Annotated in this window: 11 protein-coding genes; 5 read left to right on the plus strand and 6 right to left on the minus strand. The window is 54.4% G+C overall.

Annotation, left to right across the window (positions count from 1 at the left end; translation table 11 throughout):
- Positions 1 to 31: 31 nt before the first annotated feature.
- The 6 genes from ssb to ACLHIL_RS06805 form a co-directional block, all read right to left on the minus strand.
- Positions 32 to 571 (minus strand): single-stranded DNA-binding protein, encoded by a 540-nt coding sequence (ssb, locus tag ACLHIL_RS06780; protein ID WP_411297201.1) that lies wholly within the window; start codon positions 569 to 571, stop codon positions 32 to 34.
- A gap of 15 nt (positions 572 to 586) precedes the next feature.
- Complete coding sequence (rpsF, locus tag ACLHIL_RS06785) at positions 587 to 892, minus strand: 30S ribosomal protein S6 (RefSeq protein WP_411297202.1); 306 nt, start codon at positions 890 to 892, stop codon at positions 587 to 589.
- Between the two features lie 210 nt (positions 893 to 1,102).
- The gene (locus ACLHIL_RS06790) at positions 1,103 to 3,271 is read right to left on the minus strand and encodes a transglycosylase domain-containing protein (protein WP_411297203.1); all 2,169 of its coding nucleotides are present in this window, start codon (positions 3,269 to 3,271) and stop codon (positions 1,103 to 1,105) included.
- A gap of 22 nt (positions 3,272 to 3,293) precedes the next feature.
- A complete protein-coding gene (locus ACLHIL_RS06795; RefSeq protein WP_411297204.1) occupies positions 3,294 to 4,514 on the minus strand; it encodes an AI-2E family transporter in 1,221 nt (406 codons plus the stop codon).
- A gap of 65 nt (positions 4,515 to 4,579) precedes the next feature.
- On the minus strand, positions 4,580 to 5,887 hold the full coding sequence (locus ACLHIL_RS06800; protein ID WP_411297205.1) for an MFS transporter: 1,308 nt from the start codon (positions 5,885 to 5,887) through the stop codon (positions 4,580 to 4,582).
- On the minus strand, positions 5,884 to 7,467 hold the full coding sequence (locus ACLHIL_RS06805) for a CCA tRNA nucleotidyltransferase (RefSeq protein WP_411297229.1): 1,584 nt from the start codon (positions 7,465 to 7,467) through the stop codon (positions 5,884 to 5,886). The genes ACLHIL_RS06800 and ACLHIL_RS06805 overlap by 4 nt, the downstream gene beginning before the upstream one ends.
- Before the next feature lie 123 nt (positions 7,468 to 7,590).
- Between ACLHIL_RS06805 and ACLHIL_RS06810 the strand changes: the two genes are divergently transcribed.
- The 5 genes from ACLHIL_RS06810 to ACLHIL_RS06830 are packed head-to-tail and all read left to right on the plus strand — an operon-like array spanning position 7,591 to position 15,649.
- Positions 7,591 to 8,115 (plus strand): NUDIX hydrolase, encoded by a 525-nt coding sequence (locus tag ACLHIL_RS06810; RefSeq protein ID WP_411297206.1) that lies wholly within the window; start codon positions 7,591 to 7,593, stop codon positions 8,113 to 8,115.
- Complete coding sequence (locus tag ACLHIL_RS06815) at positions 8,112 to 10,538, plus strand: DUF6049 family protein (protein WP_411297207.1); 2,427 nt, start codon at positions 8,112 to 8,114, stop codon at positions 10,536 to 10,538. The genes ACLHIL_RS06810 and ACLHIL_RS06815 overlap by 4 nt, the downstream gene beginning before the upstream one ends.
- 59 nt (positions 10,539 to 10,597) lie before the next feature.
- Positions 10,598 to 13,333: a hypothetical protein gene (locus tag ACLHIL_RS06820; RefSeq protein WP_411297208.1), complete on the plus strand. Its 2,736-nt coding sequence runs from the start codon at positions 10,598 to 10,600 to the stop codon at positions 13,331 to 13,333.
- Between the two features lie 13 nt (positions 13,334 to 13,346).
- Positions 13,347 to 14,282, plus strand: coding sequence for a thioredoxin-disulfide reductase (gene trxB / locus ACLHIL_RS06825; RefSeq protein WP_411297209.1), 936 nt, complete (start codon positions 13,347 to 13,349; stop codon positions 14,280 to 14,282).
- 38 nt (positions 14,283 to 14,320) lie between these two features.
- Positions 14,321 to 15,649: a PLP-dependent aminotransferase family protein gene (locus ACLHIL_RS06830; RefSeq protein WP_411297210.1), complete on the plus strand. Its 1,329-nt coding sequence runs from the start codon at positions 14,321 to 14,323 to the stop codon at positions 15,647 to 15,649.
- The last annotated feature ends 1 nt before the right edge of the window (position 15,650 follow it).

Genomic DNA, 15,650 nt, shown 5'->3' on the forward strand with positions numbered 1-15,650 from the left:
CCGGAGTATTTACTGCCGGTCGGAATCAGAATCAGAATCCGGGCGGATTATCGAATGCTGATCCTTCTGGCTGCCCACCCCACGGATCATTCATCGATCCGCCCTGAGGGGCATGATAAGAAGCGTGACCAGATTGGCCATAACCACCAGAACGATTGTCCTGGCCATACTGGGCGTTACCAAACTCCGACATTCCACCGTTCGACGTCTTCGTCACCTCAGCGCGCGCATAGCGCAACGACGGTGCGACCTCATCGACAGTGATTTCTGCGGAAGCGCCTGGAGTTCCATCCTTGCGCTCATAGGCACGTACTGACCGCAATTGGCCAGAAATCACCACTCGCATACCTTTGGAGAGAGTGTCTGCCACGTTCTCCGCTAACGGAGCTCCCCACGCAGCGCAGTTGAAGAACATCGTCTCGCCTGCCTGCCAATCGTTCGAATTACGCGAACGAAAACGCGGGGTGCACGCCACCGAGAAATTTGCGACAGGAGCGCCCGACTGGGTGTACTTCAGTTGCGGATCAGCGGTTAAGTTACCGACGACCGTGATATTCGGTTCGCCTGCCATATCGCAGTCCTCTCGTTACTCAGTTTCTTCCGGCTTAGGCTCATAACGCAGCAGCTTGGTCCGCATAACGGATTCATTCAAGCCCAACTGACGATCGAGTTCCTGAGCCGTCTCCGGCGTCGCCGTCATGTACACCACGACGTAGATGCCTTCAGACTTCTTCTTAATGTCATAGGCCAAGCGACGCTTGCCCATGATGTCCACGTTATCGAGGGATCCACCTTCGGCCGGAACAACGGCAAGCAAACGATCCAGCGTGGGCTGAAGCGTGCGCTCGTCAACGTCCGGATCGAGAATGATCATCATCTCGTACTGACGCATGTTTATACCCACCTCCTTTGGTCTTTACGGTCACGGTCCATCCGTGACAGGAGGGTCATGCGCTGCATGACGTGATGCCACACAGTCAGTGAGCAATTCTAATAGAAATACCCCGCATAAATACAACGAGATTGGTCACAACTGACCAATCTCACTGTGCTACGTTCGGCGAGCATATTGCGACACCGCACTCCCGCCTATCGTTATCTGTCATCCATTCCCTGACGGTGGCGGATTCTTTGGCTGTGTGCCCCCATCTCCTGGATTCGGATTATTCGAGGGCGCCGGCTGCGGTGAATTCGGATCAGGATTCGGATTTGCCGGCTGCGGCTGTGCTGGCGCAGCCGGTTGCGGCGCTGGCTGTGGATCAGGCGTCGGGGAAACCGTCGGTGTTGGCGTCGGCGCCTTAGGCGCTAGCTGCGGCGATACATGCGAGATCAGCTTCGTCGCGTCCGGGAATTGCTTGACCTCCATTCCCTGAACAGCAACCTCCATGTAGTCATGCCACACCTGCGCGGGGAAGTTTCCACCGGCCACCTGCGTCTCCCCAGCAAAAGGTTCAACAATTGCTTCCGAACCGTCTTCCCCAATCGCATACATATTGACCACCGTCAACATCTGCGGCACGTACCCGATAAACCATGCCGACACCGGCCCTGATGACGTTCCCGTCTTTCCAGCAACCGGACGATCATCCAAAGCCGCCACCGCGCCGGTAGCTCCCGGGCGCAACGGTTGAGTCAACACAAAGGTGCTCAGCGTTGCCGTATCTGCCGAGATAACCGGCACTCCCATCGAATTCGCCGTATAAATTCGGTTGCCTGCGTTATCGCGCATCTCCCGCACAATATGCGGATCAATACGAGTGCCACCAGAAGCGATCGTGCCATAGGCTCGCGCCATATCCAAGGCAGTCGGCGACGCAGAACCCAATACGTTCCCCACTCCCGCATCTAAACCTGGCGTATTTTCCGGTAACCCCAGCCGAATCGCCATATCGCGGGTGCGCTGCGGGCCGAGACTCTCATTGAGTTTAATAAACCCCGTATTCAGTGATTTCGCAGTCATCTGAGCTATAGTCTGCATACCGTAGCTCAACCCGTCAGTATTGTGGAATACCACGTTTTGCCCAGCATCTTTTGGCGTATATGAACCTGGCGAATTAAAGGAATCATACGGCGAATATCCAGAATCCATCGCCTCGACAATCGCGAAAGCCTTAAACGTCGATCCGCCCTGCGCACGATCCTGCGTCACCGCATTGCGTTGCCGCTTCAAATAATCTGCGCCCCCATAAAGCGCATAAATCTCGCCATTACGCGGATCCGTGGAAACCAAACCGACATGATTATTCGCAGGTCGATCCGGCGGGAGTTTCGCCACCGCCGCCACGGCCGCCTGCTGCTTAGCCGGATCAATCGTTGACACAATCGAATACCCGCCAGTGGCTAAATCCTCTTCAGAAAATCCTTGCGCCACCAGTTCATCGCGCACCGCAGCGAGCAAATACCCATTCGTTCCAGCGAACTCATTCGTCACTTCTGGGGATAGCACCTGCGGGAACACCGCCGCATCTGCTTCTGCTTGGGTGATCCAGCCATCTTTAACCATCAGCCCCAACACTCGCTGGAACCGCGCCTGCGCCTGATCTGGATCAATCGCAGGATCCCACGCCGAAGGAGCAGGAATAATTCCAGCCAACATAGCCGACTGCGCCAAGGTCAGATCTTTTGCAGACACCCCGAAATACGCTTTGGACGCCGCCTCAATCCCGTACGTTCCCCGACCAAAATAGATCGTATTGAGATACTTTTCAAGAATCTCATCCTTGGATTGCTCGCGGTCAATCTTGATCGCCAAAATCGCTTCTCGCGCCTTACCAAGCAACGAGGTCGTCGTTCCCGTGTAATAGCGTTCCACATACTGCTGAGTTAACGTCGATCCACCTTGCGTCGGCTTTCCTAACATATTGTTCACCAACGCTCGGGTAATGCCTTTCAGATCCACCCCAGAATTTTCATAGAACGACGAATCCTCCGAGGAAATCACTGCATGTTGGAGGGACGGGGATACTTGGTTTAACGGCACCGAGGAGCGATTTAACTCGGAAAAAGATCCCAGTCGAGTCGTCCCATCGGAGTAATACACCGTTGTTGTCTGCGCCAACGCGAAATCATCTGGTTCTGGAATATCAGTAGTCACATACATGCCGACGATAGCCCCAAAACCTAAGGCAATAAGGGTGAAAAACGACCCGAGCACAATCCGCCACGACGGGAGCCAGCGCCGAATCGGCCCATAGCCACGTCGGGGATACCCGGCACCTTTCCGCTTTTTCTTCGTTGTTTTCTTTGCGGTCTTTTTCCCTGTACGTACCATGATTACCTCGTGATGAGTAGCGTTACCGCTTTAACCGGAGCTTACGACCCCGCATACGCAACTTTCGATTCCGAGGACGCGGCTGTTCTTCCTCCTCGTCCTCGTCTTCTGGCGCGTACATACCTCGGTCTAAACGTTTCGTAATATCTGCTTCTGATACGAGATATGCGTCCAGCCAGCGAGCTTTCGGATCCGAATCCACAAGAAGAGCTTTGAAAAAGAGGGTCAACGGCACTGCCAAAATTGATCCCAATAGCCCGACGATGGAGGTCCACACCGCCAAGGAGACGAAAGTGACCGTCGGGGATAATCCCACGGCATCTCCGGTGAACTTGGGCTGAATAAAGGTTTGGATAACGACGTTGATAACGGAGTACAGCACGAGCACCCACACCATCGACTGCCACCCTTGATCCAGCAATGCCATTGCCATCGGTGGGGTAACACCGACGATGAATCCCACATTCGGGATGTAGTTCGTGATGAACGCCCAGTACGCCCACGTCCAGGCAAGGGGAATACCCATTATCTGCAAAACCGCACCATCAACTACCGCCACAATCAGACCGAAGAAGGTCGATACCAGCCAGTAGGAGCGCACACGCCGCTCAAATTCTTTCATCGCCCGACCAATATTGGAGTGCCGCTCGTTGACCAGTAAGGAGCGTCGAGCCGTCACCGTGGTATCAATAGCAATGAAGAAGGCCGCGACGATAACGATCATGATAAGCCCGCCAAAGGATGTGAGCTTATCGACGAGATCTAGGGCCATCGAAATCAGTGAATTGAAGTTCAATTGCTCCAGGAAAGACTGCAGATCAATCGTCTTTGATCCGTGCTTTTCCAGCCAATCCATCAATTGTTTGGTTATTACTTCGAAATTCTCCGAGTAATTCATGAGCGTCTGCGGAACGGGAGTCAGCAGTAAAACGGTAATCCCCAGCAACCCAAAAACAACAATAATCAATACGATAATGACGCAAGAGGAAGCTATCCACGAGGGCACACCCCGCCGGATCAGCCCACGCCCAACAGGTCGAACGGCTAAAACAAGCGTGAACGACAAGAAAATCGGGGTGAAAACTGGGGCAATAAAGTGCAGGCCAAGGCCTGCCACGGTCATCAGTGCGAGGACGGCGAGGATAATAATGCCGTTCGTGTCATTGTCTTTTGGCTCGACAACAACTTCTTCGATAACCACATCCGATGACTCAGCAGCAGAAGTTGACTCAGAAATACTCATAGGCTTATCTTCTCATGTTCTGATAATGGGCTACATTATGCGTCAGGAGTAGGGAGCGGCGAAAATTAGCGTGGTGCGTTGCCCACACGACGGATTGCGCGGGCATAGCATCCAGCCGCAACGAGGTAGACCGCTGCTAAAACGAGGCAGAGTTTCGGTTGCCATCCTGATTGCGGGAGAGTGAGAGCTGCCAGGAAGGCTGCCGCCACAAAGCTCGCGTTGTACATCATGTCATAGAGGGCGAAGGCTCGACCGCGAACATGATCTTCCGTATCGCTTTGCACAATAGAATCCACTGCAATTTTTCCGCCTTGGACGGCAAAACCTAGTAATACCGCGCTCACATACAGCACTGGCCGAGCATAGCTTGTTGCCAACAGCAGTTGAGAGATCATGCCGCAGCACAAGCACGACACAATCCAATACGCTGGTTGGCAATACCGGCACACCGCCGGAGTTACCAGAATCGCGAGCGCATTTCCAACAAAAGATATAGCGGCAATCGTCGCAAAAATCTTTAACCCTGCCGTGATGTCCCCCGATTTAACCAAGAGATGTCGGCTCATTACCAGCAAAGAAATGAAGTTCATCCCGTACAGGAAACGCTGGGTCGCCATCACACCTAAGGCATAAAAAGGGGTGCCGCGCGCCCGGAGGTATCGCGTCGCTATCCGCATATTCGTCACGGTATGACGCAAACTCTCCCACGCAGTATTCGTCACGGCATGCCGATTCGGGCCTAACTCGTCGGCGGATAGTCGCAATGCACATAGCGCCGCAACACAGAACAAGATGGCTGCCATCCCCAATGCCAAGACGTTGCGCACCGCCCCGCTGGCAAAAAGGCTAATGAGAAAGCCACCGCCAGCCCCACATCCAGCCGAAATAGATCCCAGGGTTGGGGTGATCGAATTTGCCATAACCAGCAGGTGCGCAGGCAGGGTATGCGGCTGACCGGCTGATAGCGCTGACAGGAGAAAACGATTGATCCCCAAGGTGATGAGGGCTAGTACATAAATCACTGGGTTCTTTGGCGATAGTGCAATACATATTGCGATCACTAAAGCTAATCCCATACGCAAACTGTTGGCGTAATACAGCACATTGCGCCGACGCCAACGATCAAGGAACGGGCCCGCAATCGGGCCAACCACGGTAAAGGGAATGAGGAGCACCGCGAAGGCACCAGCTACTCCGGTTACCGTGGCGGCATGCTGTGGGGAGAAGAAAAAGAGGGTCGCTAATCCGACTTGGAACATGCCGTCGCCGCATTGGGAGATGAGCCGTACCAGCAATAATCGCCGGTAGGAGCGGTAACCGAGGCACGCCCTAAGCTGGGCGATCACGCCAATTTGGGAGAAAGGCTGGCTCATGAAGTGGTCGCGTCTGTATTAGCTGTATCCGAAGTGACTGCATCCAAGGTGGCGGTATCCGAGGTAGCCCTATCTGAAGTAGCCGGATGCAAAGCAGCCTCCCTATCCGCCACCACATCCGACACTTCCATCTCCGCCCGATCTGGGCGGTTCTCTTCCCACCATTGCAAAAGGCGCCGAGTGGCCTCTGCTTCCCCGAGCGGCCCCTCTTCCATTCGCAGTTCCAGAAGGAATTTACGCGCGTGACCAACCTGCCGACCAGGCGGCAACTGGAGTAATTCCATAATCTGTGTGCCATCGAGATCCGGGCGAATCGCGTCAATTTCTTCTTGGGCTTTAAGTTCCGCAATCCGCCGTTCCAGATCATGAATCCCATGAAGAATTCGCGCCGCTTTGCGTCGGTTACGCGTTGTGCAATCCGCTTGGGTGAGACGGTTGAGGCGTTCAACCAGTTCTCCAGCGTCGGTGACGTATCGGCGAACCGCAGAATCCGACCAGGCACTATCTCCGTATCCATGGAATCGCATGTGCAACTCCACGAGTCGGGATACGGCTTTCGTTGTTGCTTTATCAAAGCGCAGTTGATTCATCCGTTTTCTGGTTAGTCGAGCACCGACGATGTCGTGGGCATAAAAGGATACTGTGCCATCTGGTTCAAATCGACGAGTAGCCGGTTTGCCAATATCGTGCATGAGGGCAGCGAATCGCAGAATGAAATCTGGCCGCGGAACCGGCCCGTCAGCCTCAGTTTCCAGCTCAATGGCTTGATCCAGCACGGTTAAGGTGTGCTCGAAAACGTCTTTATGGCGGCCGTGCTCGTCACTAATATCTCGCAGTTGTGAAAATTCCGGCAAAACAACATCGCACACGCCGGTTTCCACCATCAGCTCCAAGCCTTTACGTGGATGTATGCCCGTCATTAACCGAGTTAATTCGCTGTTGATCCGTTCCACTGAAACAATGCTCAATCGCTGTGCCATATCGGCCATAGCCCGCATGACCCGCTCAGAAACGTCAAAATCCAGTTGCGAGGCAAAACGGCACGCCCGCATGATTCGTAGGGGATCGTCGTCAAAAGATTGCTCTGCTGGAGCCGGAGTTTCCAACACGCCGGCGATGAGATCATCCACACCCCCGCACGGATCAACCAGCTCCATGTGCGGTAAGCGAACAGCCATTGCGTTGACGGTAAAATCCCGACGAGTCAGATCGCCTTCTAGGCTGTCCCCATAAACGACTTCTGGCTTGCGGGAGTGCGGATCGTAGGATTCACTCCGATAGGTTGTCACTTCCACCACAAGCCCAGAGCGAGCGGCCCCAATTGTGCCAAACTCTTTGCCAATATCCCACGTCGTATCCCCCCACTCATCAAGTAACTGAGCGGTTTTATCCGGGCGCGCCGAGGTAGTGAAATCAAAATCGTGAATCGGTTGTCCAAGAAAAGCGTCCCGAACCGGACCACCGACTAACGCCAATTCTTCTCCGGAACGTGCGAAAATAGATCCTAGTTCAAGAATTGCCCGAGGAAGCTTATTCAAGGACACCTGCCCTTGGACGAGCAACTGGGCACGCTGGTTCATTCCAGTGATGGCCGTCGTCTGATGGGATGTGGTGTCTGGTTTTGTCGTCACTCTTCAAGAGTGCCAGAAAAGCACAGGTATGCACATCTTCGCAGACCTATATCACTGACAGTAGAAAATAGTATGTCGAGCATTCATCCGGTTCCTTCCGCCAGGGGACCGCGCCGAAGGCGACACGGAGTTCCCCCGCGTCGTCCGTTCCCGCCTGTGGTTCACGAAACCTCAGCAGGCGGGGTTATCGTTGCGGTTTTTGATGCGGAAGCCTACGTGGCCGTAATTGCTCGACGTAATCGGGGTGGGCGCCTGGAATGGTGCCTGCCAAAAGGGCACCTTGAAGGCACGGAAACGGCAGAGCAGGCCGCAGTTCGGGAAGTCTGCGAAGAGACGGGGATTTTCGGGCAAGTATTGTGCCATCTATCCTCTATTGATTATTGGTTCTCTGGATCAGATCGCCGAGTCCATAAGGTCGTGCATCATTTCCTCCTCGAAGCTCTCTCGGGGACGTTAACCGTGGAAAACGACCCCGACCATGAAGCTGAACGAGTGGAATGGGTCCATATTGATAAAGTGTCTGGCCGCCTAGCGTATCCGAATGAGCGACGAATCATCGGGATGGCGCGGTCAATTCTGTATGGGGAGCGCTCATGAAAAACCTGAGGCGCTCTGCCAATATTTCCCCATCTCATCGCCCATCTTTGCATTATGAACCGACGTCAGATAAACAATCCCGATTGTCGCGCAGGCACTGGCCGTCCACCCAAGATCCCACGGCTGCTCCGCTGGGAGAGCAGAAAGCAGAAAGACCAGCGGGCATACTTCTGGCTCTGACTAAATGCCTCACTGCCGCAGTGCACGCCACCAGCGTTTTCCGGTCGCATTGGCAGCCTTGGCGCTCGCGTCGCTCACATACAGGCTGCCTGCACCGTCGTCGGATTCCTATTATTCAGACGGTTATCGCCAGCCTTGCTATCGCCCTGGCAGTATCTGGCTCATTTCTTGGATTAGATGCGCCGATGGCTTTTGGCACGGCAAATGCTCCTACCACTCACCCCCTGAGCGCGGCGCCGGCATCCGCCACCTCTTTAGCGCAGCAACGCCCCGCAACAACCCAGCCGAGCACGCCAGCGGCTCCCTCGCGCCCAAATACAGATTCAGCTACCGAGCCGTCCTTGCACATCACAAGCCTGGGGTCTGCCACGCTTGCCGCTCACACCGATCTCTCTATTACGATTGAGATCACCAACCCCACGCAGGAAACACTGCACATGTCCTGGATGGATATTAACGCCCAAAGCACAACCATCATCACGAACTCGCAGATGTACCGTTGGTTCAATGGGAGCAGCTATCCGGTGCGGCTATACAGCGTGAACTGCGATTTAACCGTCAATCCTTATCAAAGCCTGCACCACACCATTGTTATTCCATATCAGAATTTGCCCTGGTCACACAGTGAATTTGGGTGGGGACCACGAGGTATCGAAGTAGCAGCTTATACTGACGATTGGGATCAGTTCACCGACCGCTCTATCGTCATCACCACCCCAGAAAATCCGGTTACTCCAACGCTGACAACGGCAACCGTGCCCGTCATTGACACCACGTTAAGCACAATGCCAACAGCCGTCCAATACGCTTTCAATTCTGATTCGCGCGCAGAATCCACCTGGAATACTGATCGGGATAACGCCGAAAAATCCCGTAATAATCTGGTGAAAAGCTGGGATATGGCCGGCGTTAGTTTCCTCGCTGATCCACAATTCTCCGTCAAACCGCAGTATTCGCAGGTCTATCCGCTCCCGACCTACGATATTGATCTCATGGCTTTAGCTGATGCGGGGCGTATCACACAGGCCGAGGATTTCGCTCGCAATGCGGTGTATCTACCCTGGGATACTCCCTCCGACGCAGCCATTCGCGCAGCCCGTGATCTGCACATGACGATTCTTGCCTCAGATCAGTGGGTTACTCCCGCAGATACCCTCACCTACACCCCAGATGCACACGGGAGCGTCTTTTTGGATAAGAACATTCCCGTCGTTGTATCAAATAATGCGCTCTCACAAGCCGTTCTTGGGAATCTGAGCGATCCCTCCGGAGAAACCATAAAACTTGATTCTTTGGATACCCAACAGGCCGCCATCGCGTTGTCGGCAATGCAATACCGGCAATTACCGAATAAACAGCGCTCAGTGGTTATCGAGCTACCGCGCAACGTCGATACGGATACGGCGAAAGTAGTTAGAGAAGTACTGGCAAGCCCGTGGGTTAAACCTGCCTCGCTATCCGATATTACTGACCGTGCACCAAGCCCAGAACACCGCGATCTTCGCACCCGAAACGAAGCAAATCTCGGGGAACTCCTGGCAGATCAGCTCCAGAATATCGACCACAACCTCAGCATGTTCCAAGAATTTGCCGCAATTTTCCCAGGCCACGGCACGCAATACATGGAATATGCTCAACACCAGGCGCGCACCCTGCTGGCGGTATCGTGGCGAGAACACCCGAATCTTCGCCTACACCACAGCAATGGGCTTCTGCCTAGCTCTCGCGAGCTCAACAAGATCGAAGTTACTGCCAGCTCGACAATTAACCTGATCTCTGAGAGTTCAGCCCTCCCAATTGTTATTCGTAACCGATTCGACGAGCCAGTTAACGTCGTTGTCACTCTCACCAGCCAAGACAATCGGCTGCGCGCACCCAAACCGATATCGGCTACGCTTGCCGCGAATACCACAACCTCTGTTTCCGTCCCCGTCAACGCGCACGGATCCGGCAATGTTTCCGTTCGGGTAGAGCTGACGAACACCAGCGGGCAGGTGGTAGGAACACCGCACACCCTCACAATCCGAGTTCGCGCCGATTGGGAGCATGTGGGGACGCTGGTCATCACCACTGTCGTCGGTTGCATCTTTATTTTGGGATTAATTAAATCCGTCCGTCGCGGGCGGCGATCACAACCGATTGCGCCCGAAGAATTCGTTGCCGCGCAAAGCGACCGCAAACGACGGCTCTTATCCTTCCGTGGACGTGGCGCATCCACCACTCACAGTAGGACGCCGAGCTAGAAGCAAACGACGGCACAGCGCTAGAATAAGCGCAATTACATACAACTTCAGGGGAAACAGTGAGCAGTTCTTTCGCACGAGCCGGGCAGCGGATCGCAGGTCGATTCGACCTCGTTTTTCCCTATGCCTATCAGCCACCTTTCGCGCATATTGCCTCCTGGGTTGCCCGCGACGCAGTCCTATCTCGGCAAGTACGGGCAATCGTTATTGATCCACAATCTCCGCTTGCTCGCCCAATTACTGACGCGGCACGGCGTGCGGCCTTGATCTCTGATCCGCACCTCGTTTCGATTATTCATGTCGTCGATCACGATGCCTTTGCGGTTATCACAGAAATTCCCCCGGGTTCTCCACTGAGTGCGCGGCTTGACGGCACGGCGCTGCCTCCGCAACAGGTACATGCCATCGTCGGCGAAGTATCTAATGCGATTGCCACGGGAGCACGCCGCGGAGTACGCCATCTGCAATGCACTCCAGAAAATATCTACCTCACACGTGAAGGCGATGTCGTTCTAGATGGACTGGGAATTGCTGCAGCGATGGCGCAAGCCGATACTGATAAATCCAGCCATGATCTCGACCGCGATGAAGCTCGCGGGCTAACCGTACTCACTGCGTGCCTGCTATGCGGAACGACTTTCCCGCCTCCAGCAGAGCATGATGACATCATTCAGCGTGCAGCACATAAAGATCTTCCTGAAGAGTTAGCTGACGTTCTCAACAGCGAAATCAGCGCAGATGGTCCCATTTCGCCGGTTGATTTCACTCGTCGGATTGTGCCTTGGGCAGCAATTGACGTTGCCCAGCTTCCTCCGCTGCACGAACCCGTCCTCGATGCTTTGAATACGCCCTCGGATCACGCATCCTTTGATGCTGTTTCACATCCACCGCTACCTGGCGTGGAGCACCCTTCGGCTAACGACGAGTTCGCTGAGAACGCGGGTGCTGAGGTAGCTGAGGTAGCTGCAACAGCGGAAACGGATGGTGGAGCACTAAATGCGAGCGCTTTAGAAAACGAGGAAATCGAGGCGGTAGCTGGGAGTAGTGAAGCCTCTTTAGTGCCGCCGCCCCCGCCATCTGGGGAAAGCGATAGTGCCTGGGAAGATGGGGATGCCGAGGAAAACACGGAATTTTCTGCCGAGGGCGCAGCGGATAGCGCTTTACCGCAAGCCGCACAGATTTCCACATCTGAGGAAGATTCCTTGGAAACCGGCGACTTTTTCGAGCAGGATACCTTGGATGAACCGCTGGCAGCGTATTCAGATACTGACGCTGAGCCACTGGCCTCCTCCCGAGAAGAAGCCACTGAATTAATTGACGAAGTGCTCAACATTAGCCATGACGCAGATCTCTCGGAGGCTCCTCAATGGCCAGCTCTCCACGATAGCGCTGCCGCCGCGGTTTCCTCAGACGATGCCTCGGCGTCCGGTATGGCAGATCCGGAATATTCGACTTCCAGTGCTCCGGATAACGCTGTGGACGAATCCTCGTTTAACTCAGATTTACCGGCAGAATCTCTTGCCGAGGATACTGCTCTCTCCGATCAGGAAGCGACGGAGAATCTGCCTGAGTATGAACCAGCAGCAGTAGCTCCATCCGAGGAATCTTACGATAGTGAGGTACCTGCCGCAGCAGCAGAAGAAAATCTGCCTTATGAGCGCCATGATGCTGGCGAGCCGCATACGGCAGAGATTCCCGTCAGTGATTCCCCCGACGAAAACAACGATGATGAGCAGAGAGCAGCAGATAGCGAATCTACTGCAGCGGGTGGGCTTGTTGATGATTTCGCTGACGAGGAGCAGCCGGCAGATCCTGACGATGTGGTATCAGCCACCGATGCAGAGGTGACCACTCGTATCCCGCAGGCGCCACATCGGGTATCCGTATTTGGTGCAGGCAATTCCCCAACAGCGGCAGATCAGCATGGTGTCCCCGTTACCGCGTCGGATTCCTCCGGTTCTTCAGCTTCCTCTCCGGCGAAGAATCGTCCGTTCCCAGGGCCGCATGCCACCGCCGGTTATCACCAAGAGGCACAGCCGGCACGGGGATACCCAGATTTTCCTGCCGCTGCTAGCGCATCTCGACAGGCAGATCCGGCAACAGCGGGCGCAAGCAGAACGCACACCACCAAGGCGAAAACCTCGTCGCGCACTCCGACACAGGATCGCAAGTTCCGCGCCGAACTAATTGTTTTGCCGCTTTTCCTTATCATTGTGCTGATTTTGGGCGTGCTCGCACTGCAGCATTTGTTCGCGCCGTTCCACTCGGTTGACGTCAGTGAGCCGGAAGTTACCTCCGCACATAGCGAGCCCGCACCGGCGCAAAATCCGCCACCAGCTCCGAGCGCGCCGCCGCAGATCGCCAAGGCAACCTTGGTGAATCCGGACGCCCAAAAGATCACCTCAGCCGACCCAGCGATTCAGGATAATCCGCAAACCGTCGGGCAAGCAATCGACGGAAACCCGCAAACCGCCTGGAAAACCTGGACGTATCAGGTAGCTTCAATGGCACCCAGCACCGGCCTTGGGCTATATATCGAATTGGCGCAACCAGCGACGATTACTGAGGTGACCTTAAACGTCAGCGGGCAAGGCGGTCATATCCAACTGCGCGATACTGTGCCTAGCGCTCCCACGTCGGGCAAACTTCTCGGTGAATCCACAATTTCACCGACAACAACATTCAAACTAGCTGAGCCTTTTACTGGATCCGCGTTCCTGCTGTGGATTACTGAAATGCCGGTAAGCTCAGAAGGTACATTCCAATTCGTTCTCAACGAAGTCTCTGTGAAGTAACCGAAAGGACATCATGACTATCCACGACGTTGTTATCGTAGGATCCGGACCAGCCGGTTGGACGGCAGCCCTCTACACCGCCCGCGCTGGATTACAGCCAGTGATGTTAGCGGGAACGTTAAACGCCGGCGGCGCATTGATGACGACGACGGAAGTCGAGAACTTTCCTGGCTGGCCGGAAGGCATCATGGGCCCAGAGCTGATGGAAAAGTTTGAAGAGCAAGCCACCCGCTTCGGGGCAGATATGCGTTACGAGGACGCCATCGAACTGCGGTTAGCGGGTGACATTAAGGAAATCGTCACCGAATCTGAGACGTATCAGGCGCGCACAGTCATTTTGGCGCTCGGTTCGGAATATAAGAAATTGGGTGTTACGGGCGAGGAACGGCTATCCGGGCACGGCGTATCCTACTGCGCGACCTGTGATGGTTTCTTCTTCTCTGGTCAAGAAATCGCTATTGTTGGCGGAGGCGATTCCGCGGCGACTGAAGCCGAATTCCTTTCTCGTTTCGGATCAACCGTTCATCTCATCCATCGTCGAGATGAATTGCGGGCCTCACAGATTCTTGTTGATCGGTTAATGGCGAACGAAAAGATCGTCATTCACTGGAATACGGTGGTTGACGAAATCTGTGGCGAGGACGCTCTGGAATCCCTGGTATTGCGCGATACGGTAACGAATCAGACCAGCACCCTTGAGGTAAAAGGCTTATTTGTTGCTATCGGTCATGAACCGCGTTCAGCGCTTGTTGCGAATCAGCTTGAATGTAATCCGGCTGGCTATATTACTGTTAACGAGCCAACGACGCTCACCAGCGTTCCCGGCGTATTTGCCTGCGGAGACGTCGTTGATTTCCGTTATCAGCAAGCGGTCACCGCCGCCGGCTCGGGATGTAAGGCCGCTCTCGACGCGGAAATGTATTTAACGGAGAATTTTTCCCACAAATAACCCCTATCCTATGGTCGAAGCGTGTGAGGAGTGAGTAGATGGCGAATTCTGAAAATAACGGCGTAGTACGTGCATCGCACGAATCTCGCACCCGTCTTGACCCGTGGTTTGATCGCTATGCTGACCGCGCCCTGGGGATGCGCCAGTCAGAAACTCGTTCCCTTTTCGCAGTCGCAAATCGCCCGGAAGTTGTTTCACTTGCTGGGGGAATGCCGAATATCTCAAGTCTACCTCTGGATTTTCTTGCCGATATGACGGCACAGTTAATCCGGGACCGCGGCCCGCAGATATTGCAATACGGCAGTGGTCAAGGCGAAGAAGAGCTCCGTGAGCAAATTGTTGAGGTTATGCGCCCGGAAGGTATCCGTGCTCATCCGGACGACATCACTATCACAACCGGATCGCAACAGGCGCTCGATATCGTCACTCAGATTTTCATCAATCCTGGCGATGTTATCGTGGCAGAAGCCCCATCCTACGTGGGCGCACTCGGCGTTTTCCGTGCCTATCAAGCTAACGTGGTTCATGTTCCTTTGGATAAAGACGGTCTTATTCCTGAGGCCTTGGAAGAGACGCTAACCAAACTGGAACGCGAGGGGCGGGAAGTAAAATTCCTATACACTGTGCCGAATTTCCATAATCCGGCAGGTATTTCTATGTCCTTGGAGCGCCGCCCGCGCATCACAGAGATTTGTGCTCGCCACCACGTCCTCATTTTGGAGGATAATCCTTACGGAATGTTGGGATTTGACGATCAAGTCTACCCGCCACTGCAAACCTTTAATCCAGAGGGTGTGGTGTATTTAGGATCTTTCTCCAAGACGTTCGCCCCTGGATATCGCGTCGGTTGGGCCCTTGCCCCGCACGCCGTCACGCAACGTCTCATTTTGGCAAATGAGAGTGCCGTGCTCTCGCCAACAAAGGTCGGGCAGCTATCGATTGCGCAATATTTGCGCACTTTCGATTGGATGTCCCAAATCAAAGAGTATCGCGGGATGTATCGGGAGCGGCGCGACGCAATGACGAATGCTCTTGCGAAGTATTTGCCGCAGTGTTCCTGGAATATCCCTCAAGGTGGGTTCTATACCTGGGTGAAAGTACCAGAAGGGATTGACGCGAAAGCAATGCTTCCCCGCGCAACCACGAATCTTGTCGCCTACGTATCAGGTACTGCTTTCTATGCTGACGGGCAAGGTTCTGACCATATGCGCCTGTCATTCTGCTACCCGCCGCCGGAGCGAATCGAAGAGGGCGTTCGTCGTCTTTCTGTCGTATTGAAGAATGAACTTGAGACGATCACTATGTTCGGCACGCCACCCCGCAATGTTGATACTGGGGTTGAAACGCCGTTATCTAACCAGCAGTAAC

Origin of the sequence: Trueperella sp. LYQ143 (genome assembly GCF_046599595.1) — a bacterium.
Taxonomy (GTDB): Bacteria; Actinomycetota; Actinomycetes; order Actinomycetales; family Actinomycetaceae; genus Trueperella.

Excerpts from the sequence above, each read along its gene's own strand:
- ACLHIL_RS06795 (WP_411297204.1), bottom strand. The coding sequence starts at position 4,514 with ATGAGTATTTCTGAGTCAACTTCTGCTGCTGAGTCATCGGATGTGGTT.
- ACLHIL_RS06815 (WP_411297207.1), top strand. The coding sequence starts at position 8,112 with ATGAAAAACCTGAGGCGCTCTGCCAATATTTCCCCATCTCATCGCCCA.
- ACLHIL_RS06790 (WP_411297203.1), bottom strand. The coding sequence starts at position 3,271 with ATGGTACGTACAGGGAAAAAGACCGCAAAGAAAACAACGAAGAAAAAG.
- ssb (WP_411297201.1), bottom strand. The coding sequence starts at position 571 with ATGGCAGGCGAACCGAATATCACGGTCGTCGGTAACTTAACCGCTGAT.
- ACLHIL_RS06830 (WP_411297210.1), top strand. The coding sequence starts at position 14,321 with ATGGCGAATTCTGAAAATAACGGCGTAGTACGTGCATCGCACGAATCT.
- ACLHIL_RS06810 (WP_411297206.1), top strand. The coding sequence starts at position 7,591 with ATGTCGAGCATTCATCCGGTTCCTTCCGCCAGGGGACCGCGCCGAAGG.
- ACLHIL_RS06805 (WP_411297229.1), bottom strand. The coding sequence starts at position 7,467 with ATGAACCAGCGTGCCCAGTTGCTCGTCCAAGGGCAGGTGTCCTTGAAT.
- rpsF (WP_411297202.1), bottom strand. The coding sequence starts at position 892 with ATGCGTCAGTACGAGATGATGATCATTCTCGATCCGGACGTTGACGAG.
- ACLHIL_RS06800 (WP_411297205.1), bottom strand. The coding sequence starts at position 5,887 with ATGAGCCAGCCTTTCTCCCAAATTGGCGTGATCGCCCAGCTTAGGGCG.
- trxB (WP_411297209.1), top strand. The coding sequence starts at position 13,347 with ATGACTATCCACGACGTTGTTATCGTAGGATCCGGACCAGCCGGTTGG.